The sequence below is a fragment of the Methylibium sp. genome (genome assembly GCF_013817345.1).
In the GTDB taxonomy this organism is placed as follows: Bacteria; Pseudomonadota; Gammaproteobacteria; order Burkholderiales; family Burkholderiaceae_C; genus Methylibium.
Window position 1 is genome coordinate 23,873 of the sequence record NZ_JACDCW010000005.1, and the last position, 21,709, is coordinate 45,581.

A 21,709-nucleotide genomic window follows, 5' to 3' on the forward strand; every position below is an offset into this window, starting at 1 on the left:
GGGGGCTACCTGTGCTGCAAGGCGGGCCCTCAGCGCCGTGACACCAGCCAGCGCGGCGCCCTGAACCGCACGATGCTGCTGTACAGCACGATGTACGAAAACGCGAACAGCAGGATGAAGCCGCCGAGCACGCGCGAGTTGTCCCAGAACAGCACGCTCGGCGCAACCGCCAGCATGCACAGCAGCCACAGGTAGGGCGCGGTCATCGAATTGCGGCGCGTGAGTGCGGCGGCGTCACGATTGCCGACCGCCCAGCGCAGCACACGCCGATAGATCAGGCTGTGCAAATGCACGCCGTCGGGCATGCCGACCGCCCTGCCGCGCACGATCCGGCGCCGGTACATGGAAAACAGGGTTTCGAACACCGGGTAGATCACCATCAGCAGCGGGAACAGCGGCGACACCTCGGGGTTGCGCTGCAGCAGCAGGATGCCGAGCTCGGCGACGAAGAATCCGATGAAGTAGGCCCCGCCATCGCCCAGGAAAATAAGGCCGGCCGGATAGTTCCACACGAAAAAACCGAGCACGGCCCCGGCCCCGACCAGCGCCACGGTCGTGAGCGCCTCATCGCCCACCTGGCCGGCAACGTAGGCGATGGCCAGCAGCATCATCACAACGCACATGGCCGCCAGACCGTTGAAGCCATCGATGATATTGACCGCATTGGCGATGCCGGCCACCGTGAAGACCGCCAGGAAGGCGGCACCGAGCGGGAAGGCCGCCACCCAATCCAGCCCCCACAGGTCGGTGCGGGTGATGGTGGCGTCGAGCAGCAGGACCGCCAGCGCCGCCGATATCGCGGTGGCTAGCAGCCGCCATCTCGGGCGCACGCGCTTGGTGAAGTCTTCGAGCAGACCGGCGGCAAAGGCCGGTGTGCCACACAACAGCAGCGCCACAGCCAGCCACGTCACCTCGACGTCGGCCCACCACCACAGCACCATCGTCGTCATCAGCAGGCCGCTGAAGATGCCGATGCCCCCGATGCGCGGCGCCGGTCTGGCGTGAAAATTCTGCGGACCGCCGCGGCCACGATCGAGGATCGAGGCGCCCTGCCCGCGTTCCGAGCGCACGGTCAGCAGGGTGAGCGCGGCCGACGCGGCAAACGCGCAGAGAAAAAGCAGCATGAATCGAGTGTAGCCAGCCGGTCCTGCCGTTCATTAGGCCGCGCACTCGCCGATATAGTGCTGCCGCTGGAGCCCTTATGCATCACATCGTCCCCGTCATCCTCGCCGGAGGTTCCGGCACCCGCCTGTGGCCGCTGAGCCGCGCGCTGTATCCGAAGCAGTTTCTGGCACTCGCCGGGACACAGACCCTGTTCCAGCAAGCCGTGCTGCGGCTCACCGGCCTGCAGGGGGACGCTGTGTCGGCCGCGCCGCCGCTGGTGGTGGGCAACGAAGAGCACCGCTTCATGCTGCTCGAGCAGTTGCGCGAGATCAAGGTCGGCGCTGGCGCGCTGCTGCTCGAGCCGATGGGCCGCAATACCGCGCCGGCGCTGACCCTGGCCGCCATCGCGGCACAAGCCGCGGAGCCGGGCAACAGCGGGGCCGCCGATCCGATCATGGTCGTGACGCCGGCCGACCAGACCGTCACCGACGCGGCCGCCTTCAGCGCGGCGCTGCTGGCCGCCATCGAAGTCGCCGCCGAGGGCGGCATCGTGACGCTGGGCATCGTGCCCGACCGGCCCGAAACCGGCTTCGGCTACATCCACAGTGAGGGACGCGGGCCGGTGCGGCAGGTCAAGGCTTTTGTCGAGAAGCCCGACCTCGCGACCGCACAGCGTTATCTCGCCGATGGCGGCTACGCCTGGAACAGCGGCATGTTCGTGCTGCGTGCGTCGGTGTGGCTGGCGGCGCTGAGCCATTTCCGCCCTGACATCGCCACGGCCACGCGAGCGGCCTGGGTGGGGCGCAGCACCGATGCGAGCTTCGTGCGGCCGGACGCCAAGGCGTTCGCCGCGATCCCGTCGGAATCCATCGACTATGCGGTGATGGAGCCGAGCCCGGCGCAACCCGACGCCGGCTTCACAGTGAAGATGCTGCCGCTGGCGGCGGGATGGAGCGACCTGGGCGCCTGGGACGCCGTGTGGCAGGTCAGCGAACGCGATGCCGATGGCAACGCCGGCCATGGCGACACCATGTTCGAGAACAGCCGCAACACGCTGGTGCATGCCACCAGCCGGCTGGTCAGCGCCGTGGGCCTGGACAACGTGATCGTGGTCGAGACGCCCGACGCGGTGCTGGTGGCCGACCGCGAGCGCAGCCAAGAGGTCAAGCAGATCGTCGCCCGCCTGCAGAAGAGCGAGCGCAGCGAAGCGAGCCTTCCGCGCCGCGTGTACCGGCCCTGGGGCTGGTACGACAGCGTCGACGCGGGGCCGCGCTTTCAGGTCAAGCGCATCTGCGTCAAGCCGGGTGGGCGTCTGAGCCTGCAGATGCACCACCACCGCGCCGAACACTGGATCGTGGTCTCGGGCACGGCCGAGGTGACCTGCGGCGACAAGACGCTCCTGCTCAGCGAGAACCAGAGCACCTACATCCCGCTGGGTCAGACCCACCGGCTCGCCAACCCCGGCAAGCTGCCGCTGGAATTGATCGAAGTGCAATCCGGCAGCTACCTGGGGGAAGACGACATCGTGCGCTTCGAAGACACCTACGGCCGCGTGGCCGCCGACAAGCCGGCGGGCCCGCCGTGATCCTCGTGACCGGCGGCGCCGGCTTCATCGGCAGCAACTTCGTGCTCGATTGGATAGAGGCCACCGGCGAGCCGGTGCTCAACCTCGACGCCCTGACCTACGCCGGCAACCTGCGCAACCTGGCCTCGCTGCAGGGCGACCCCCGCCACGTGTTCGTGCAGGGCGACATCTGCGACCGCGCGCTGCTCGACCGGCTGTTCGCCGAGCACCGGCCGCGTGCCGTGCTGCACTTCGCCGCCGAGAGCCATGTCGATCGCTCGATCCACGGGCCGGGCGCTTTCATGCGCACCAACGTGGAAGGCACGTTCACCTTGCTCGAAGCGGCACGCCAGCACTGGGCCGCATTGCCGGCGGACAAGAAGGCGGCGTTCCGCTTCCACCACGTGAGTACGGACGAGGTCTACGGCTCGCTCGCCCCCGACGCGCCGGCCTTCACGGAGATCCACCCCTACGAACCGAACAGCCCGTACTCCGCCAGCAAGGCAGCCAGCGACCACCTGGTGCGGGCCTGGCACCACACCTACGGCCTGCCGGTGGTCACCACCAACTGCTCCAACAACTACGGGCCTTATCACTTCCCCGAGAAGCTGATTCCGCTGTTGATCGTCAACGCGCTCGCAGGCAAACCGCTGCCGGTCTACGGCGACGGCCAGCAAGTGCGCGACTGGCTCTACGTGGGCGACCACTGCAGCGCCATTCGTGCCGTGCTCGCGAACGGCCGCCTCGGGGAAACGTACAACATCGGCGGCTGGAACGAGCAGGCCAACATCGACATCGTGCACACGGTGTGCAAGCTGCTCGACGAACTGCGGCCCGATCCGGCAGGACCCTACAAACGCCTCATCACCTTCGTGACCGACCGGCCCGGCCATGATCGCCGCTACGCGATCGACGCTCGCAAGATCGAGCGCGAGCTCGGTTGGCGCCCGGCGGAAACCTTCGCCTCGGGCATCCGCAAGACGCTGCAGTGGTACCTGGCCAACGCCGACTGGGTGGCCGAGGTGCAAAGCGGCAGCTACCGCGACTGGGTGGCCCAGAACTACGCCGCCCGGGCGCCGGGCGCATGAAAATCCTGCTGCTCGGCAAGAACGGCCAGGTCGGCTGGGAGCTGCAGCGCTCGCTGGCCCTGCTGGGCGAGCTGACGGCGCTGGACTTCGACAGCACCGAACTGAGCGCCGATTTCAGCCGGCCAGAATCGCTCGCGGCCACGGTGCACGCGGTGCGGCCGGACGTCATCGTCAACGCCGCGGCCCACACCGCCGTGGACAAAGCCGAGAGCGAGCCCGAATTGGCGCGCACGATCAACGCCGCCGCCCCCGCTGTGCTGGCGCGCGAAGCGGCCGCGCTCGGCGCCTGGCTGGTTCACTACAGCACCGATTACGTGTTTGACGGCTCGGGCGCCGCGCCCCGCGCAGAAGACGCGCCGACCGGCCCGCTCAGCGTCTACGGCCGCACCAAGCTCGAAGGCGAAGAGGCCATCCGCGCCAGCGGCTGCCGGCACATGATCCTGCGCACGAGCTGGGTCTATGCCGCACGCGGCGGCAATTTCGCCAAGACCATGCTGCGGCTGGCCGCCGAGCGCGACCGGCTAACCGTCATCGACGACCAGATCGGCGCACCGACCGGCGCCGATCTGCTGGCCGACATCACCGCGCATGCCTTGCGCACGCTGCAGCAGCGCCCGGAGCTGGCCGGCACTTACCACGCGGTGGCAGGCGGCGAAACCAGTTGGCACGGTTATGCACGCTTCGTCATCGAGTGGGCGCGGGCGCATGGGCGGGCCGTCAAGGTAACGCCGCAAGCGATCGAGCCGGTTGCGACCAGCGCGTTTCCCACGCCGGCCAAGCGACCGCACAATTCGCGCCTTGCCACCGACAAGCTGCAGGCGACGTTCGGACTTCACCTTCCGGCCTGGCAGCAGGGTGTGGCGCGCCTGATTGCGGAGATTTCAGGCACGTGAGCGGCAGTACGGCACGGCAATCGATTGACTGTTCCGAGCCGGCTCGCCGAGCTTGGCGTATCGCAATCGCGGAGTTCGCAGACAACCATGACAACCGTTGACATCCATGAAGCAAAGACTTGGCTGTGCAAGCTGATCGAAGCCGTCAAAGCGGGCGAGGACGTCATCATCACGCGCTCCGGCAAGCCGGTCGCCAGGCTCATGCCGTTCGAGGCGAGCAAGCCGCCCAGGCGACTGGGCTTGCTTTCAGGCCGGCTATCGGTGCCAGATGACTTCAATGCCCCGTTGCCCGAGGAAATGCTGCGCTCTTTCTACACGCCGCTTTAAGTTTCCTGCTCGACATGAGTGACCTACAGCTCAAGTCGTATCCCGGCGCTGTTCACTACATCGGACTTTGAATTCATGACGACGCGCAAAGGCATCATCCTCGCTGGCGGCTCCGGCAGCCGGCTCCACCCGGCCACGCTGGCGCTGAGCAAGCAATTGCTGCCGGTGTACGACAAGCCGATGGTCTATTACCCGCTGAGCACGCTCATGCTGGCGGGCATCCGCGACATTCTGCTAATCAGCACGCCGCAGGACCTGCCGCGCTTCGAGGCGCTGCTGGGCGATGGTTCGCGCTGGGGCCTGAACCTGAGCTACTGCGTGCAGCCCAGCCCTGATGGGCTGGCGCAGGCTTTCATCCTCGGCCGCAGTTTCATCGACGGCCAACCGAGCGCCCTGGTGCTGGGCGACAACATCTTTTACGGCCACGACCTGCAGGGCCTGCTGAAAAGTGCCAACGACCGCAGCGCCGGCGCCAGCGTGTTCGCGTACCACGTGACCGACCCGGAGCGCTACGGCGTGGTGGCCTTCGATGCGCAGCAACGCGCGATGAGCATCGAGGAAAAGCCCAAGTCCCCGCAAAGCAACTACGCTGTCACCGGCCTGTACTTCTACGACGCGCAGGTGTGCGACATCGCGGCCGACATCCGACCCAGCGCCCGCGGCGAACTCGAGATCACCGATGTGAATGCGCACTATCTGGCACGCGGCGAACTTGGGGTGGAGATCATGGGCCGCGGCTATGCCTGGCTCGACACCGGCACGCACGACAGCCTCATGGAAGCTGGGCAATTCATCGCCACGCTTGAAAAGCGCCAGGGCCTGAAGGTGTCCTGCCCCGAGGAGATCGCCTACCGCTCGGGGTGGATCACGGCCGAGCAGTTGGAAGCGCATGCGCGGCCGATGCTGAAGAACGGGTACGGGCAGTACCTGATGAAGGTGCTGAGCGAGCGGGTTTTTTGAGCGAGAGGTAGACGATGCGCTTGAATCCGCAACAAACCCGGCTCGTGCGCGATTGCGTGCGGCACCACCTGGGGCCGAAAACGAGGGTCTGGCTGTTCGGCTCACGAGTCGACGAGTCCAAACGTGGCGGAGACGTCGACCTCTACGTGGAGCCGCAGCAGCCAGTCGAATTGCTGAGCGAGCTGAAATGTCGAGTGGCGTTGAAAGACGGCCTTGACTTGAATGTTGACCTTGTCGTCGGTTCCGCCGGAACGCCGTCTCCCATCGCCAGCATTGCCAAACGCACAGGGGTGCCGCTGTGACGAACATCTTCAGTTGCTGCAGAGGAAACTCGACCAACTCCGGCGCATGGAGGGCTATCTGCGCTATTCACAGAGCCAGGTGAGCGCTTTCCTGCCGCAGAAAACGCCTAAGCGCCAGCCCTTCAACCGTGACTCCAATCTTCTTGGGCCCGAATTGCCTCCAATTGCCGCTTGCCGCGCACTGAACTGACAGGGCCATGAACATCACCCACACCACCCTGCCCGAGGTGCTCATCCTCGAGCCGAAAGTCTTCGGCGACGAGCGCGGCTTCTTCATGGAGAGCTTCAACCAGCAGGCCTTCGATGCCGCGGTCGGCTACTCCGTGACCTTCGTGCAGGACAACCACTCGCGCTCGGCGCGCGGCGTGCTGCGCGGCCTGCACTACCAGTTGCCGCCGCACGCGCAGGGCAAGCTGGTGCGGGTGACCTCGGGCGCGGTGTTCGACGTGGCGGTCGATATGCGGCGCTCGAGCCCGCGCTTCGGGCGCTGGGTGGGGGTGGAACTGAGCGCGGCGGCGAATCACCGGCAATTGTGGATACCGCCGGGGTTCGCGCATGGGTTCCTGGTGTTGAGCGAGAGCGCGGATTTTCTGTACAAAACGACCGATTACTACAGCCCGCAGTCCGAAGGGTCCGTGCGCTGGAACGACGAGGACCTCGGCATCGCATGGGCCGATGCCGGCGTGGCGCCGGTGCTCTCTAGCAAAGACAGCATCGCGCCCGCCTTGGCGCGAGCGCCCGCCTTTGACTGACGGCAGGAGCCGCGGCGGGGTAAAGCACAATCCGGGGCTTGCCCATCTCGTCCGATGAACGTTCAAGCTTCGCATACGTCCCGCTCCACCCGTACGCCTTGGCAGATCCAGCTTGCAGTGCTGTTCGCGCTGCTGCAACGGGACCTAAAAGCGCGGTTCGGCGGCCGTTGGATGGGCGCGTTCTGGATTTTTTTGGAGCCGATCGCGCATGTCACTCTGATGATGCTGCTCTTCGTTTACCTGCGCGAGCGCTTGGTGCCGGGCGTACCCTTCGTTCTCTTCCTGATAACAGGCCTGTTTCCGTTTTTCATTTTTCGTGGAATGTCGCTGAGAGTCATGGGAGCCATCGACGGCAGTCGCGGGCTATTCGGCTACCGTCAGGTCAAACCCATCGACGCCCTGCTAGTGCGCGGGGCGCTCGATGCCCTGCTCAACAGTGCCGTCTACGTGGTGTTTCTTGCAGCAATGGGTTGGCACGGCCTGCAATGGTTTCCAGACGAACCGCTGCAGCTCATCTTCGCCAGCGGCGTCCTGATAGTTCTTGGCTTCAGCCTAGGGCTGCTGTTCGCGGTGCTCACCGACGACCTGCCCCAACTGCGCGTGTTCATTCGCATCGCCTATCTTCCGCTCTACATAATATCCGGCGTGATCTTTCCGATCAACGCGCTTCCGCCAGCGGCGCTTCCCTGGTTGTTGTGGAATCCGATATTGCATCTGATCGAAGTACAACGGGGTTACTTCTTCAAGCACTACCCGGTAATCGACCAAGTCAGTCTATCCTATCCGGCCGGGCTGGCCGTTCTGCTGTTGGCATCGGCGTTAAGCCTCTATCGCGTACGACGCCACCGGCTGTTGGCAAGTTGAATCCATGATCGAGTTGCGTGCCGTCACCAAGTCGTATCCGTCACCCATTGGTCGGCGTTATGTGTTTCGGGACCTTAATTTCCGTTTCCCTGATGATGCAAGCATCGGACTTATCGGTCCGAACGGCGCTGGAAAATCCACATTGATGCGCCTTCTTGGCGGCATCGACAGCCCCGACCATGGTCGCGTCGTCAGCGACGTGAACATTTCCTGGCCTGTCGGTTTGGCCGGCGGCTTGCAGGGCTCGCTCAATGGACGCGACAACGTGCGATTCGTGTGCCGAGTTTACGGCGCGACGGGTAACGCCATGCGTGAAAAAATGAAATTTGTCGAGGCGTTTGCTGAAATCGGTGAATACTTTAATCTCCCAGTCAAGTCGTACTCATCGGGTATGCGCACTCGGCTTGCTTTTGGTCTGAGCATGGCATTCGACTTCGACTATTACTTGATCGACGAAGCCACGGCTGTGGGAGACGTGCAGTTTCGCCAGAAATGCCAAGAAGTGTTTCGCATGCGTCTTTCCAACGCCAAGCTGATTCTTGTGTCGCACAGCATGGCTGAAATTCGTCAATGGTGCGACGTGGTTGTTCTGGTCAAGGATGGAACGGCCACGCTGTTCGAAGACGTCGAAGCCGGCATCCTGGCCTATCAGGGACCGCTTGTGCCAACCCCGCCCCGCGCTAAACGTAAGGCCGTCGCATCTGGCGCTTCAGTTGCGCTCGCGGCTCTCTGAGTAGTTCCTTACTGAACCTCTGCCCAAACTGACCCATGAACCAGCTTTTGGCGCTCAACCCGCGCCGCCTCAAACTGCTTCTCATTGCAGTGCCTCTCCTGCTGGCAGCGCTGTACTACACACTGCTCGCTGCAGACCGTTATGTCAGCGAGTCGATCGTCACCGTGCGCCAAGCCAGTCAGGATGCAGGAGGTAGCGTGCCGGGTGTCGCGATGTTGCTGGGCGGCGTGAACCCGCCGGCACGCGACGACACGCTGTACCTGCGCCAGTACATCCACTCCCTCGCCTTGCTGAACCGGTTGGATGTCGAACTCGATGTGCGCGGGCACTACGAGGCCGAGACAGCCGACCCGCTCTACCGGCTGTACGACGGTGTGAGCCAGGAGTGGTTTCTGGAGTACTACCGCAACCGCGTCGAAGTGACTTTCGATGACCTCTCGGGCCTGCTTACGGTGCGGGTTCAGGGCTTCAAGCCGGTGTTCGCGCAAGCGCTAAATGCCGCCATCATGGAAGAGAGCGAACGCTTCGTGAACGGTTTTTCGCAGCGCATGGCACGCGAACAGATGGGCTTCGCCGAGACCGAACTCAAGGGTGCTGCGGAGCGTCTGCAGGAGGCCAAGTCCCAAGTGCTGGCCTTCCAGACCAAAAATAAGCTGCTCGATCCGCTGACCCAGGCCGAAGCTAGCAGTGCGCTGACCGCAAAACTGCAAGCGATTCAGGCTGAGCAGGAGGCAGAACTGCGAAATGCGCAGACCTTTTTGAACGACAGCTCCTATCAGATCAAGGCTTTGCGCAGCCAGCTCGACGCGACCCGCTCCCAACTCGACATCGAACGCCTGCGCGCCACATCGGGTCGGACCGGCGAGCGTCTTAATCGGCTGGCCGCGGACTTTCAGGCGCTGATTCTGCAGGCCGGCTTTGCCGAAGACGCCTACAAGCTATCGCTTGCGGCGGTGGAGAACGCTCGCATCGAAGCCTCTCGCAAGCTCAAGAGCCTGGTCGTGATCGAGCCACCCTCGCTGCCCGAGACGGCGCAGTATCCGCGCCGCCTCTACAACCTCGTGACACTGGCGGTGATCAGCCTGCTGCTTTACGGCATTGCGCGGCTTGTGATCGCCACCATCCGCGAGCATCAGGATTGACGTGACCCACGCTGCACCAACGACCGCCATGACTGCATTCTTTCTTCCGCCACGCGCAGGCCTGCGCCGTTGGGGGTGCGCGTTGCTCCTCACGCTGAGTGCGGCGGCCCACGCGCAGGTCTTCGTGGACCCTCTTAACCTCAGCCCTCGCGGCCTGTCTGACGTATCACCCGCCCGCCCACCTGTGCCTGCTCAGGTACCCGCGGCCACCGCGAGCGCTCCGCAGCAATCGCGCGAAACCAACCCGCTGCCCCCCGACCCCTTCACCTCTGCTCAGCCCGTGGTGTTCGGCTCGCAGATCTTCACTGGGCGTTTCGGCTCCGAGGCCTTCAGCGGCTTTAACCCCGATTACCAGATCGCCGTGGGTGACCGCATTCACATCCGCATCTGGGGTGCTTTCAACTTCGACGAAACGCAGCCGGTCGATGCACAAGGCAATGTGTTTATCCCGAACGTCGGCCCGGTGAGCGTGCTGGGCGTGCGCAACGCGGAACTCACGCGCCAGGTCGAAGCCCAAGCCAAGCGCACCTTCCGCTCGAACGTGGGCGTGTACGCGACGCTCGAGGCAGCCCAGCCGGTGAAGATTTACGTGACTGGCTTCGTGCGCGCACCCGGCCTGTACGGGGGGTTGTCTTCGGACTCGGTGCTCGCCTACCTGGACCGCGCGGGCGGCATCGACCCCGACCGCGGCAGCTACCTCGAAGTGGACGTGCTGCGTGCCGGTAAGCTGCGCGCCAGGTTCAACCTCTACCGCTTTCTTCTCGATGGCCAGATCGCGCCTCTACAACTGCAAGACGGCGACACGATCGTGGCCAACTCACGCAAGCACACGGTGCTGGTACGCGGCGAGGTGCTGAACCCTTATCTGTTCGAGTTCAGCAAGCCAGTGATTAGCGCGGCCGATCTGGTGGCCGTGGCGCGGCCTCGGCCCAGCGCCACCCACCTAAGCATCGTACGAAAGGTGGGCGCCACAACTCGCAGCGAGTACCACCCGCTTAGCGCGGTAATTGACGTCACCATTCAAGACGGGGACGAAGTGCTGTTCACGTCGGACAAATATCCGGGCACCATCCTCGTTCGCGTTGAAGGCGCGCACTTGGGAGAAAGAACGCTGATCCTGCCCTATGGCGCCAAGCTGCAGGATGCTTTGGCGCGACTCAAGCCAGCCCCACAGGCCAATGTCGACGCGCTGCAGTTGTACCGTCTCTCTGTAGCCGAGCGCCAAAAGGAAATGCTGGAAGCCTCGCTGCGCAGCCTGCAGACCTACGCGCTAACCTCGCGCTCCGCCACCAGCGAAGAGGCCGCGCTGCGCACGCGCGAAGCGGACCTCATCTTGCAGTTCATTGAGCGCGCTAGAGAAACAGAGCCACGCGGCCAGGTGCTGCTTGCAGACCGGGTACAGGCGGTCGACACCTTACTCGAAGACGGCGACGTGCTGCGCGTGCCCGAGCGCAGCAATCTGGTCCTCGTAAGCGGCGAAGTCCTGCTGCCCAACGCTTTGGTATGGGACCCGGACGCGAAGGTGTCCGACTACATCGAGCGTGCCGGGGGATTCAACCAGGACGAGGACGACGCCCGCGTAGTCGTGTTGCGCCAAGACGGCAGCGTGAGCGAGCCCGGCCGCAACCCGCTGAACCCCGGCGATGAAGTGATGGTGCTGCCCAAGATCGATTCGAAAAACATTGAGATCACTCGCGGTATTACCCAAATTATTTATCAGCTTGCGGTGGCCGCCAAAGTCATTCTTGATTTCTAGATGGCGATATCAATAAGCGTCAGAAAGGGCTTCCATAGATGAAGCGATTTGTATCTTGGCTCGCGCGGTCGCGCATGAAAAAGAAGCTTGAGAAGCTTCGGCGCAACCCGCAGAGTTTTTTTCTTGATCTGCGCCGTCTCCAGCCGCTGTGGCGGCGGCTAGGCATTCCGACACGCCACACCCGTACGCAGGCAAGCCCTTCACCGGAGCTATCGCTGGAGATACAGGGCGAACTCCAAGCGGAATTTCCCACCTTCGCCGCTTTTGACTTGGTGGGAGAAAACTGGTTCGCGGAGGAGCGCAAACCGATTGCGATCATGATCGGCTTTAATCCGTGGAAGCGGAAATTTGTCTCGAAATACCTGTTGGAATACCGCACCGCATATGTCCGCGGTCGGTCGTCTTGGAGACACCTAGAGCGGCAATGCGAATCGATTGAAGGACTTTCATTCATAGTCTGGGGAATGAAGGATGAACCGGAGCTGGCGCACTTAGCGGAGCGACAAAACATTCCGCTGTTGCGGATGGAGGACGGGTTTATTCGCTCGGCCGAACTCGGTAGTCGTCATACGACCGCGCTTTCGTTGGTACTCGACAGTCGCGGCATCTACTTCGACGCTTCAAAGCCATCGGATCTTGAGAAGTTTTTAAATGAGCACGACTTTTCGACTACGCCAGCCCTACTGGACAGTGCCGCAGCCTTGATGCAGTTAATGCGCCACCTCGGTATCAGTAAGTACAACCTCGGTAGCCTCCGAGCCGTCGAAGATGTGCTGGGCCCCCGACTTAAACGACGGATCCTTGTCATAGGACAAGTCGAGTCGGACGCTTCAATACTCCACGGCCTCGGAGACGGTTGGACTAATCTTCGCTTGATCGAGATGGCGCGACAAGAAAATGAGGATGCGGACATCATCTACCGACCGCATCCGGATGTCACGCAAGGCTTTCGAGCGAATACCCACACTTTGGCAGCATTATGCAGGCAGTGCCGCGTCTTGACCGAGGATGTAGCGTTAGCAGATCTGTTTCGAGCTGTCGATCGGGTCTACACACTCACCTCGCTGAGTGGCTTCGAAGCGCTGATTCACGGCCTTCCAGTTACCGTAATTGGTGCGCCTTTCTACGCCGGCTGGGGTCTTACTGACGACCGCATGGCAGTCCAGAGGCGAACGCGTCGCCTGACAATTGAGCAGCTATTCTGTGTGGCTTACCTTTTGTATCCGCGCTATCTTGGGTCACTTTCCGATCCAGTACGCGGCTGCCTATCAGCCATGCTTTCAGTGACAGCACAGCGACGGCAAGCCCTGAATGCGAGCATTACCTCACATCTTGTGCAAACGGAACCCACACTGCTCCTGCAGTCTGAATATTGGCCTGCGGCTTTTCGCCCGGCACTGTATCCATTTATTTCCGCCACAATGGCGCAAAAACTCAGTGCCTCACTGCCGTTGCAACGGATATTTATGCGTTGTAAAGGTGATCACCACCAACGCTTTGTCGCTTATTTTCTTGCTGGCCAGTTAAAGGACGCAGCATCCGTTGGCTCGTTGTTCAGCACGCTGCGCACATGTATCAAGCTTGAACATTACGGCGAACTGCTGAGAAATCTACTGATTATCAAACCACTACCCGGACTCATGGAGCATTGGGCTTGGTATTGTGAAGAATCCGGTCATCTGGAGGAAGCGCGAAAAACGTTAGATCATCTAGCCTACGGAACTGTTTATTCTGTTTCACCTGATTCTGAGCGATCTTTTGAAATTCAGAATCAAAAACGCGCACTTCGAGTGGCGGAATTTGATCTTCGTCGCCGCGATTTAAACGGGGCGTACTTGACACTGAATCGGCTTCTGCTATCCGGTTTCATTAGCGGAGATGTGATAAACGGTTTAGTAGAGATCGCGCGCCTTAGATTTGATTTCAGTTCCGCTGCAGCCTTGCTGGACTTTTTCAATCGATACGATCCCAATTGGAAGTTAGGCAGAAACTTCGGATTGCAAGCTCAGTGCGCTGCACTGGCAAATGATCCGGATCAAGCGAGCGAAGCAATGTCAGTTGCTGTCACTTTGAATCCGCAATGGCTTGGCTCGTTCGAAAACTTTACTAGAGTTCTTACAAACGCTTTTGGAAAACTTCCCTTCATCGACGCTCTTCAGGCAAGCATAGAGAATCAAGAACTGGGCTCGCCGATCAATCGTGCAGTTCGCTTGATTGCCAGCTTCAAGGCGCGGGAGGCGGAAAGTTTGTTACGTTCACATGAACCGAAGCCTGCTGATCAAATTCATTACTGGGCAGCACTCAGCCTAGCGTACAGCTATCAAGGCAAGCTCGATGAAGCGAAAGCGCTTATGGTAGAACTTTTAAAGCGACGGCCGGTTAATCTATTGTATAGAGAAGCACTTCGCCTCGCTGTCGTGAAGAATGATTATGACTGGGGCGGTGATCTGCTTAACCAAGTAATATCTCTTGGCATTGATGTTGGTGACATGCATCGTCGTAAAGTGTATCTAGGAATGGGGAAAATAAAATCGTCGTTTCGAACTTTTCGCGACATGAAGAAAACGAGAAAAGTGCTTGGCGCGTATTTTGGCGACCGCTACATTCAATCGCTGGATCGAATCTATGACACGGGCGAAAACAATGTGGCGATTCTTGGATTTTTCGGGCCTGGCGATGAATTGCGCTTTTCTAGTTATTATGGTCGACTACGGGAACGGGTAAAAAATAGTAAGTTAACAGTAACTTGCGACCCGCGATTGTTCACTCTTTTTAAGCGGTCCTTTCCAGCTCTGAAATTCGTCGCGTCTAAACGAGCCCGAAACTTAGCCTCACTTGACGATTTTAACGATTTCATATCCTTGCCTGGCTCTGATTTAATTGATGTTTTTGACAACAATGGTTGGAGCGCAGCGAACGATGCTGACCAAACCTTGCTAGCCACGGATTTCCTGGGTGATTTTATTGATGGCTATCACTCATTCAATGGAACTCCGTACCTGATTCCTGACCCTGTTGGTGTCGCTCGCTGGCGAGATCGACTCAAGCCATGGGCTGAGAAGCCGCTGGTGGGACTGAGTTGGCGCAGCAGTCTGACGACCTATTCCCGCAACGAACACTACTTCAATATCGACGAACTCGGGCCGCTCTTTGAGGTGCCCGACGTCCAGTTCGTTAATCTCCAATACGATGAGTGCTCGGCGGAATTGACTCAGCTGGAGGCCAAATATCCGGGTCGAGTGCTTAACTTCCCTGATCTGGATCAGTTCAACGACTTAGACGGCGTTGCCGGCTTAATGAGTTGCATGGATTTGATCATTGCACCGGCCACTACAGTCGTCGAGTTAGCCGGTGCCGTGGGTCGGCCGACCCTGCTGTTGTCTAACTCTTCGGAACTGCATTGGCGCAAGCGTCCGGGAACCTCAGTTGACGTTTGGCACCGTTCCGTCACACACGTGGAAGGTGGAAAACTCGGCGACAAGACTTCACTGATCGATGCGGCGGCACAGATCTTGGTACGCCATCCGCTACTCACCACCTGTAAGGACATGGCGCCTCGAAAGAGCTTTTGGTCGCTACAGCAATGAATCTCTTGCTGACAACCTATCCCGCTCAACGATCACGTAACGTCGGTGATCGACTGATCACCGACTCAGCGCTAGACCTAATCAAGGCTCGACATCCACTTTACGCCCCGGATGTCCTATTCCGTGAAACCGATTTAGACAACCTGACGGATAAAAGGATCGATTCTATCGTTGCACCCGGTTTTTCGGTCAGCGATGGTGTATATCGGGGGACCTTTCGCCTGTTCTCAGACCTCAGTCGAATGAAAAACTTCTTCCCCATCGGTTGCAGCTTTCAGCAGCCGCTACAGCCAGGAGCATCGTTTTCTGATTTTAGGTATGGAAGTCAAACAGCTGATTTTCTCTCGTTGCTTGCAGAGCGATTTGGACCTTATCCATGCAGGGATGCCCTGATCGTTAAGGTTCTAACAAATAACAATATTCCAGCAGTATATTGTGGTGATCTGAGCCTTTATGAGGAACGCGCGCTCAATCGCCATTTCGTGCCGCCCGACCCTGTGCAATCGGCGGTATTCACAGTTGGACATCTGCCAAACTACACGATCCAGTCGATCGATGTACTCAACCTCATGCGCGACCTGCTTCCGAAGGCAGATCTTTTCGTTTCTTTTCACTCAAAACCGTCTGAGCATTCTATAAAAATTGCGGAGCATGCCGTTGAACTTGGTTTTTCCGAGCTGCGCCCGTACGGTTCGTCGAAAAACTTACAAAAACTGTATGCAAGCATTGACGTTCATCTAGGGTACAGACTACATGGGCATCTTTTTTTTCTGCGCAGTAGGAAACCTTCTATCTTACTGGCCGAAGATGTGCGATCTTATGGTTTTTCACAAACGTCTGACATTTCCACGGGATGTTTTTTGGCTTTTTCGCCTGAAACCCTAGAGGCAGATAGGGATACGCCACATCGCGCTATCGAATTTCTGCAACAAGAAATTTCGAATCGCTTTTTTTCCTATCGGGCATGTCTTTCAAATATAGAACGCACCTATCACGAAATAATCGTTCCCTATTTTAATAATCTTGCCAGAAACTTGTCTGTGCTCGACGTTGAACTTTCTCTCTAATCATTTATTTTTATGTATAACCAAGTTATTCTTGTTACTGGAGGCACAGGCTCTTTTGGAAACACCTTTGTTCCCATGACTCTAGCCAAATATAATCCAAAAAAAATTATTATTTACTCACGAGACGAAATGAAACAATGGGAAATGGCAAAGAAATTTGTGAATGATCCTCGTGTTCGCTTTTTTATCGGTGACGTCCGTGACCGCGATCGGCTATGCCGGGCACTCGATGACGTCGACTATGTGGTTCATGCTGCAGCAACAAAAATTGTTCCAACTGCAGAATACAACCCGTTCGAGTGCGTCAAGACAAATATTTTTGGCGCCATGAATCTAATCGATGCCTGCATCGACAAAAAGGTAAAACGAGTGGTGGCGCTGTCGACCGACAAAGCGAGCAGTCCGGTCAACTTGTATGGCGCAACAAAACTCGCATCGGATAAGCTCTTCGTCGCGGGAAATTCTTATGCTGGGGGCCATGACACCAGATTTTCGGTGGTCCGTTATGGAAATGTAATGGGTTCGCGCGGCTCTGTAATTCCGTTCTTTTTATCCATCAAAGATAAGGAAGTGCTACCCATCACAGATTCTCGCATGACGCGCTTCATGATTACTTTAGAGCAGGGGGTCGAATTAGTCTGGCACGCGTTCGATGACATGGAAGGCGGTGAAATTTACGTTAAAAAAATTCCCTCAATGAAGGTGACGGACATTGCCAATGCCGTCGCCCCGGAAGCCGAGCTTGACTTCGTGGGAATTCGACCTGGTGAAAAACTTCACGAACAGATGATTGGCGCTGAAGACTCCTTTCATACCTACGAGTATCCGGAGCACTTCAAGATCCTGCCGGCGATTCATAAATGGAGCGAGGACACCGTTCGTATTGGCAGCGGAACCAAAGTGCCCGAGGGCTTCGTGTACGCCAGCGACAGCAACGACGTCTGGATGGGGCCGCAGGAGTTGCGGACTTGGATCGATCAAAACCGATCGAAAATCGGGACAATCTGAATGATTCCGTATGGCCGGCAAGATATCCGCCAAGAAGACATCGACGCCGTTGTCGAGGTCCTGCGGTCTGACTACCTCACGCAGGGCCCGGCAGTGCCGCGCTTCGAGGCTGCGGTGGCTCAGCATTGCGGCGTCGAGCATGCGATAGCCGCCAACAGTGCCACGTCGGCGCTGCACATCGCGTGTCTTGCACTCGATCTTGGCCCGGGCGATTGGCTCTGGACCAGCCCGATCACTTTTGTCGCGTCTGCCAATTGCGGCCTCTATTGCGGCGCTCAAGTCGATTTTGTTGACATCGACCCCCGGACCTACAACCTGTGTCCGCAAGCCCTGGAGCGCAAGCTGGCCGAGGCGCAAAAGAAAGGGCGTCTGCCAAAAGTGGTCGTCCCCGTTCACTTGTGCGGCCAACCCTGCGACATGCGGGCCATTCATGTACTGGCTCAACGCTATGGTTTCAAGGTTGTGGAGGATGCATCGCACGCGATCGGTGGCAAGTACGAGAGCGCGCCGGTAGGAAACTGCCGCTACAGCGACATCACCGTCTTTAGCTTCCATCCGGTCAAGATCATCACGACTGCCGAAGGCGGCATGGCGGTGACAAACGATCCGAAACTTGCCGAGCGCATTGGCCTGCTCCGCAGTCATGGCATCACCCGCGATCCTGCCCACATGACCCGTGAATCCGATGGCCCTTGGTACTACCAGCAGATCGATCTGGGCTTCAACTATCGCCTGACGGAGCTGCAGGCCGCGTTGGGCCTGACTCAACTGGAACGGCTCGACGCTTACGTCGCGCGCCGCCACGCTTTGTCGCTGCGCTATGACGAGTCGCTGGCCGCCCTGCCGCTCACCTTGCCGTGGCAGCATCCGGACGGGGCCTCCGCCCGTCATCTCTACGTCGTTCGACTGACTTTGGATCGCATAGCCGTGAGCCACCGACAAGTGTTCGAAGCCCTGCGTGAACAAGGGATCGGCGTGAACCTGCACTACATTCCCGTGCATACCCAGCCCTATTACGAACGGCTCGGTTGCGTACAAGGCCGGTACCCCGAGGCGGAACGCTATTACGCCGAAGCGATCAGCCTTCCGATGTATGCCACCCTTACTGAGGCGCAACAGGACATGGTGGTTGAAGCTTTGCGCCACGCAATGGCCTGATGAGACTCGCCGTCATCCCCGCCCGAGGCGGAAGCAAGCGCATTCCGCGGAAAAACATCAAATCGTTCTGCGGCAAGCCCATCATGGCATGGTCTATCGAAGCCGCGTTGGCAAGCGGCTGTTTCGACGATGTGATCGTCTCGACCGACGACGAAGAGATTAGGACCGTTGCGCGCGAATGGGGCGCGTCGGTGCCGTTTCTCCGGCCGGCCATGTTGTCTGACGACCACGCAGGCACCCTTCCGGTGATTCGCCACGCCATCGAGTGGCATTGCGCCAAAGGCCGCACACCTGATGCAGTGTGCTGCGTATACGCCACCGCACCCTTTGTCACCGCAATCGATCTCCAGCTCGGACTGGAAATGCTGCAGTCCACCGGCGCTGCTTATTCCTTCTCTGTCACGGACTACGAATTTCCCATTCAGCGGGCGATCCGGGTAAAGGCCAATGGACGGGTGAGCATGTTCTATCCCGAGCACTGGAACACCCGATCGCAAGACCTCGAACAAGCGTTTCACGATGCCGGGCAGTTTTATTGGGGCCAAGCCTCAGCCTGGTTGGCAGAGACACCCATCTTCTCGACCGACTCCGCGCCGATCATGCTGCCGCGTCACCGCGTCCAAGATATCGACACGTTGGATGACTGGACGCGGGCCGAGTGGTTGTTCAAGGCACAGCAGGCATCGTCCGCGGCAGACTGATGACTCCTGCTGTTGCCTTTCGCACCGACGCCTCGTTGCAGATTGGCAGCGGACATTTTCTGCGCTGCCTGTCGCTCGCCACCGCGCTCCGGGAGCGGGGAGCTGATTGCCGCTTCATCTGTCGCGAGCATCCAGGACATCGGATCGATATTGCACGCGAGCGTGGGTTCAGTGTGGCGACGTTACCTGGCACTGCTGATAAAGACGCGCTTGACCTCCCATGGAAGCAATTGCCCGCTCACGCCGCTTGGCTAGGCTGTGACTGGCGCACGGACGCCGACCAGACTGTCGCCGCTTTGGATCAGCAAGTCACCGACTGGTTGGTGGTGGATCATTACGCGCTCGACGGAGCTTGGGAAGCGCAGCTGCAGCGCAGTTGCCGTCAGCTCATGGTGATCGACGACCTGGCCGACAGGCCGCACCACTGCGACCTCCTGCTGGATCAGAACCTGGGCCGCCAGCGCAGTGACTACGCAAGCTTGGTATCAAAAAATTGTTCCGTACTTGCCGGCCCGGCTTATGCGTTGCTGCGCCCGGAATTCGCCGCGCAACGTGCCGAGAGCCTGCACCGCCGAAGTTTTTCGCTACCGCGGCACCTGCTCATTACCATGGGTGGAGGCGATCAACGCAATGTCACGAAACGCGTGCTGGACGCGTTGCGGTTGTGTCGTTTGCCGCCGGACTTTCGCATTACCGTGGTCATGGGGCGGGATGCACCTTGGTTGGAGAGTGTGCAACGGCGAGCGGCAGATATGCCATGGACTTGCAAGGTTCGAGTCGACGTCAGCGATATGGCACACCTGATGACGGAGAGTGATCTTTCCATTGGCGCCGCAGGCGGAACATCGTGGGAACGGTGCTGCGTCGGGCTGCCCAGCATGCTCCTCGTGCTTGCCGATAATCAACGCCGTGGCGCGCAAGCACTGGTCGGAGCGGGAGCGGCCGTTTTGCTTTCGGACGGACCAGATCTGGCTGACCAGCTATCTGAACATTTAGCAGCCCTGCTGAAGGGCGACGCCCTGTCCACGATGAGCAACGCAGCACGTGCCGTCACAGACGGCCTTGGCGTCGAACGAGTTTTGCCCTACCTCCTGGAGCCCTCCCGTGCCTGATGGCGATCAAAGCGACGATCGCTTAAGGCCCATGGTCAATCAGGACCTTTCAGCAGTGCTGGTCTGGCGCAATCATCCGGACGTAGGCTCGTTCATGTTCAACCAAGCGGAAATTACGCCGCAGGAACACCAGCAATGGTTCAAACGCACATCGATGGAAGAAGGCCGACATTTGCTTATATTCGAGTGCGACGGCCGGCCCCGAGGTTTTGTCAACGTGCACATGCGCGCGGCCGATCGCATCGCTGATTGGGGGTTTTATGTGGCACCCGACGCGGTAAGAGGGACCGGCCGGCGATTGGGTGATACTGCTTTGAACTATACGTTTAGTTTTCTCGAAGCGCACAAGTTGTGCGCTCGGGCACTGGCTTATAACCGTAAGTCCATCAAGTTTCATCTCGCGCTGGGCTTCCAGCAGGAGGGCGTTTTGCGCGATCAGCATTTTGATGGTCACGGCTACCACGATGTAGCTTGTTTCGGCCTGTTGAGCGGTGAATGGCACCGGAGCAAATGAAGGTCACCATGTCCAACAATCCAAGTATCGAGATCGCCGGGCGCCGCATCGCTGTCGATGTGCCTCCCTTCGTCATCGCCGAGTTGTCCGCCAACCACAACGGCAAGCTAGAGACTGCGCTCAAGATCATCGAAGCCGCCAAGGTGGCAGGCGCCGACGCGATAAAGCTTCAAACTTATCGCCCGGACACGATAACGCTCGATTCAGACGCGGCGGAGTTTCAGATTCGCGGCGGTCTTTGGGACGGCCGGACGCTCTACGAGCTGTACCGGGAAGCGCACATGCCGTGGGAATGGCACGCGCCGCTGTTCGCTCGCGCGCAGGAACTGGGCATTACGATTTTCAGTTCCCCCTTCGACCCTACAGCAGTCGACTTGCTTGAGAGTCTCGGCGCTCCCGCCTACAAGATCGCCTCGTTCGAAGCGGTGGATTTACCGCTGATCAAGTACGTGGCGCGTACCGGCAAACCCATGATCATCTCTACCGGCATGGCGGATGCCGAAGAGATTCAGGAAGCCATCGACGCGGCCCGCGCCGGCGGCTGCACGCAACTCGCTGTACTGCATTGCGTGAGCGGCTATCCCGCGCCCGCTGCCGATTACAACCTGCGCACCATGAGCGACATGATGTCGCGCTATGGTGTGGTCACCGGCTTGTCGGACCACACACTGGACAACACCACCGCGATTGCCAGCGTAGCGCTCGGCGGCTGCATCATCGAGAAGCACTTCACTCTCGATCGTAGCGGCGGTGGGCCTGACGACAGTTTTTCGCTTGAGCCGAACGAGCTGCAAGCCTTGTGTCGCGGCGCGCGCACCGCTTGGAGCGCCTTGGGCCAAGTGGATTACGGACGAAAGTCCAGCGAGCAAGGAAACGCGCAGTTTCGAAGATCGCTTTACTTTGTCAAACCACTTCGTGCGGGCGATGTAGTGACGCCGGATGCGGTTCGCAGCGTTCGTCCCGGCAGTGGCCTGCCACCCAAATTTCTCGATCGCGTAATCGGTAGGAAAGTCAGGAACGACACGCCGATGAATACGCCGGTTTCGCTGGATCAACTTTTGTAGTCACGTTGATCCG

At 59.6% G+C, this 21,709-nt stretch carries 20 protein-coding genes; 19 read left to right on the plus strand and 1 reads right to left on the minus strand.

Features of this window, described 5'->3' with window-relative positions; genetic code table 11:
- Positions 1-29: 29 nt before the first annotated feature.
- The gene (locus tag H0W40_RS01820) at positions 30-1,124 is read right to left on the minus strand and encodes a glycosyltransferase (protein ID WP_292442503.1); all 1,095 of its coding nucleotides are present in this window, start codon (positions 1,122-1,124) and stop codon (positions 30-32) included.
- Positions 1,125-1,201: 77 nt separating this feature from the next.
- Here H0W40_RS01820 and H0W40_RS01825 point away from each other — a divergent pair, with 77 nt between their 5' ends.
- The 19 genes from H0W40_RS01825 to pseI all read left to right on the plus strand — a co-directional run bounded on the left by H0W40_RS01825 (position 1,202) and on the right by pseI (position 21,696).
- Positions 1,202-2,689 carry a mannose-1-phosphate guanylyltransferase/mannose-6-phosphate isomerase gene (locus H0W40_RS01825; RefSeq protein ID WP_292442506.1) on the plus strand — a complete coding sequence of 496 codons (1,488 nt, stop codon included), beginning with the start codon at positions 1,202-1,204 and terminating at the stop codon, positions 2,687-2,689.
- On the plus strand, positions 2,686-3,756 hold the full coding sequence (gene rfbB / locus H0W40_RS01830) for a dTDP-glucose 4,6-dehydratase (RefSeq protein WP_292442509.1): 1,071 nt from the start codon (positions 2,686-2,688) through the stop codon (positions 3,754-3,756). The genes H0W40_RS01825 and rfbB overlap by 4 nt, the downstream gene beginning before the upstream one ends.
- Positions 3,753-4,649 carry a dTDP-4-dehydrorhamnose reductase gene (gene rfbD / locus H0W40_RS01835; RefSeq protein WP_292442512.1) on the plus strand — a complete coding sequence of 299 codons (897 nt, stop codon included), beginning with the start codon at positions 3,753-3,755 and terminating at the stop codon, positions 4,647-4,649. The genes rfbB and rfbD overlap by 4 nt, the downstream gene beginning before the upstream one ends.
- Before the next feature lie 87 nt (positions 4,650-4,736).
- A complete protein-coding gene (locus tag H0W40_RS01840; protein WP_292442515.1) occupies positions 4,737-4,976 on the plus strand; it encodes a type II toxin-antitoxin system Phd/YefM family antitoxin in 240 nt (79 codons plus the stop codon).
- Positions 4,977-5,051: 75 nt separating this feature from the next.
- Entirely contained in the window at positions 5,052-5,936 is an 885-nt protein-coding gene (rfbA, locus tag H0W40_RS01845) for a glucose-1-phosphate thymidylyltransferase RfbA (protein ID WP_292442520.1), read from the plus strand.
- Positions 5,937-5,950: 14 nt separating this feature from the next.
- Positions 5,951-6,238, plus strand: coding sequence for a nucleotidyltransferase family protein (locus H0W40_RS01850; protein ID WP_292442522.1), 288 nt, complete (start codon positions 5,951-5,953; stop codon positions 6,236-6,238).
- A gap of 197 nt (positions 6,239-6,435) precedes the next feature.
- Positions 6,436-6,990, plus strand: a complete 555-nt coding sequence (rfbC, locus tag H0W40_RS01855; protein WP_292442525.1) for a dTDP-4-dehydrorhamnose 3,5-epimerase — start codon at positions 6,436-6,438, stop codon at positions 6,988-6,990.
- A gap of 54 nt (positions 6,991-7,044) precedes the next feature.
- On the plus strand, positions 7,045-7,854 hold the full coding sequence (locus tag H0W40_RS01860) for an ABC transporter permease (protein WP_292442528.1): 810 nt from the start codon (positions 7,045-7,047) through the stop codon (positions 7,852-7,854).
- A gap of 4 nt (positions 7,855-7,858) precedes the next feature.
- The gene (locus H0W40_RS01865; RefSeq protein WP_292442531.1) at positions 7,859-8,587 is read left to right on the plus strand and encodes an ABC transporter ATP-binding protein; all 729 of its coding nucleotides are present in this window, start codon (positions 7,859-7,861) and stop codon (positions 8,585-8,587) included.
- 35 nt (positions 8,588-8,622) lie between these two features.
- Complete coding sequence (locus tag H0W40_RS01870; RefSeq protein ID WP_292442534.1) at positions 8,623-9,729, plus strand: capsular biosynthesis protein; 1,107 nt, start codon at positions 8,623-8,625, stop codon at positions 9,727-9,729.
- Positions 9,730-9,757: 28 nt separating this feature from the next.
- A complete protein-coding gene (locus H0W40_RS01875) occupies positions 9,758-11,485 on the plus strand; it encodes a polysaccharide biosynthesis/export family protein (RefSeq protein WP_292442537.1) in 1,728 nt (575 codons plus the stop codon).
- A 74-nt stretch (positions 11,486-11,559) separates the two neighbouring features.
- Positions 11,560-15,072, plus strand: coding sequence for a hypothetical protein (locus tag H0W40_RS01880; RefSeq protein WP_292442540.1), 3,513 nt, complete (start codon positions 11,560-11,562; stop codon positions 15,070-15,072).
- Complete coding sequence (locus tag H0W40_RS01885; protein ID WP_292442544.1) at positions 15,069-16,139, plus strand: polysaccharide pyruvyl transferase family protein; 1,071 nt, start codon at positions 15,069-15,071, stop codon at positions 16,137-16,139. The genes H0W40_RS01880 and H0W40_RS01885 overlap by 4 nt, the downstream gene beginning before the upstream one ends.
- Positions 16,140-16,151: 12 nt before the next feature.
- On the plus strand, positions 16,152-17,147 hold the full coding sequence (pseB, locus tag H0W40_RS01890; protein WP_292442546.1) for a UDP-N-acetylglucosamine 4,6-dehydratase (inverting): 996 nt from the start codon (positions 16,152-16,154) through the stop codon (positions 17,145-17,147).
- Positions 17,148-18,305, plus strand: coding sequence for a UDP-4-amino-4,6-dideoxy-N-acetyl-beta-L-altrosamine transaminase (gene pseC / locus H0W40_RS01895; RefSeq protein ID WP_292442549.1), 1,158 nt, complete (start codon positions 17,148-17,150; stop codon positions 18,303-18,305). It begins immediately after the preceding gene.
- Positions 18,305-19,006 (plus strand): pseudaminic acid cytidylyltransferase, encoded by a 702-nt coding sequence (gene pseF, locus H0W40_RS01900; RefSeq protein ID WP_292442552.1) that lies wholly within the window; start codon positions 18,305-18,307, stop codon positions 19,004-19,006. Before pseC ends, pseF begins: the two co-directional genes overlap by 1 nt.
- Complete coding sequence (pseG, locus tag H0W40_RS01905) at positions 19,006-20,118, plus strand: UDP-2,4-diacetamido-2,4,6-trideoxy-beta-L-altropyranose hydrolase (protein ID WP_292442555.1); 1,113 nt, start codon at positions 19,006-19,008, stop codon at positions 20,116-20,118. Before pseF ends, pseG begins: the two co-directional genes overlap by 1 nt.
- The gene (gene pseH / locus H0W40_RS01910) at positions 20,111-20,632 is read left to right on the plus strand and encodes a UDP-4-amino-4,6-dideoxy-N-acetyl-beta-L-altrosamine N-acetyltransferase (RefSeq protein ID WP_292442558.1); all 522 of its coding nucleotides are present in this window, start codon (positions 20,111-20,113) and stop codon (positions 20,630-20,632) included. Before pseG ends, pseH begins: the two co-directional genes overlap by 8 nt.
- The gene (pseI, locus tag H0W40_RS01915) at positions 20,629-21,696 is read left to right on the plus strand and encodes a pseudaminic acid synthase (protein WP_292442561.1); all 1,068 of its coding nucleotides are present in this window, start codon (positions 20,629-20,631) and stop codon (positions 21,694-21,696) included. Before pseH ends, pseI begins: the two co-directional genes overlap by 4 nt.
- The last annotated feature ends 13 nt before the right edge of the window (positions 21,697-21,709 follow it).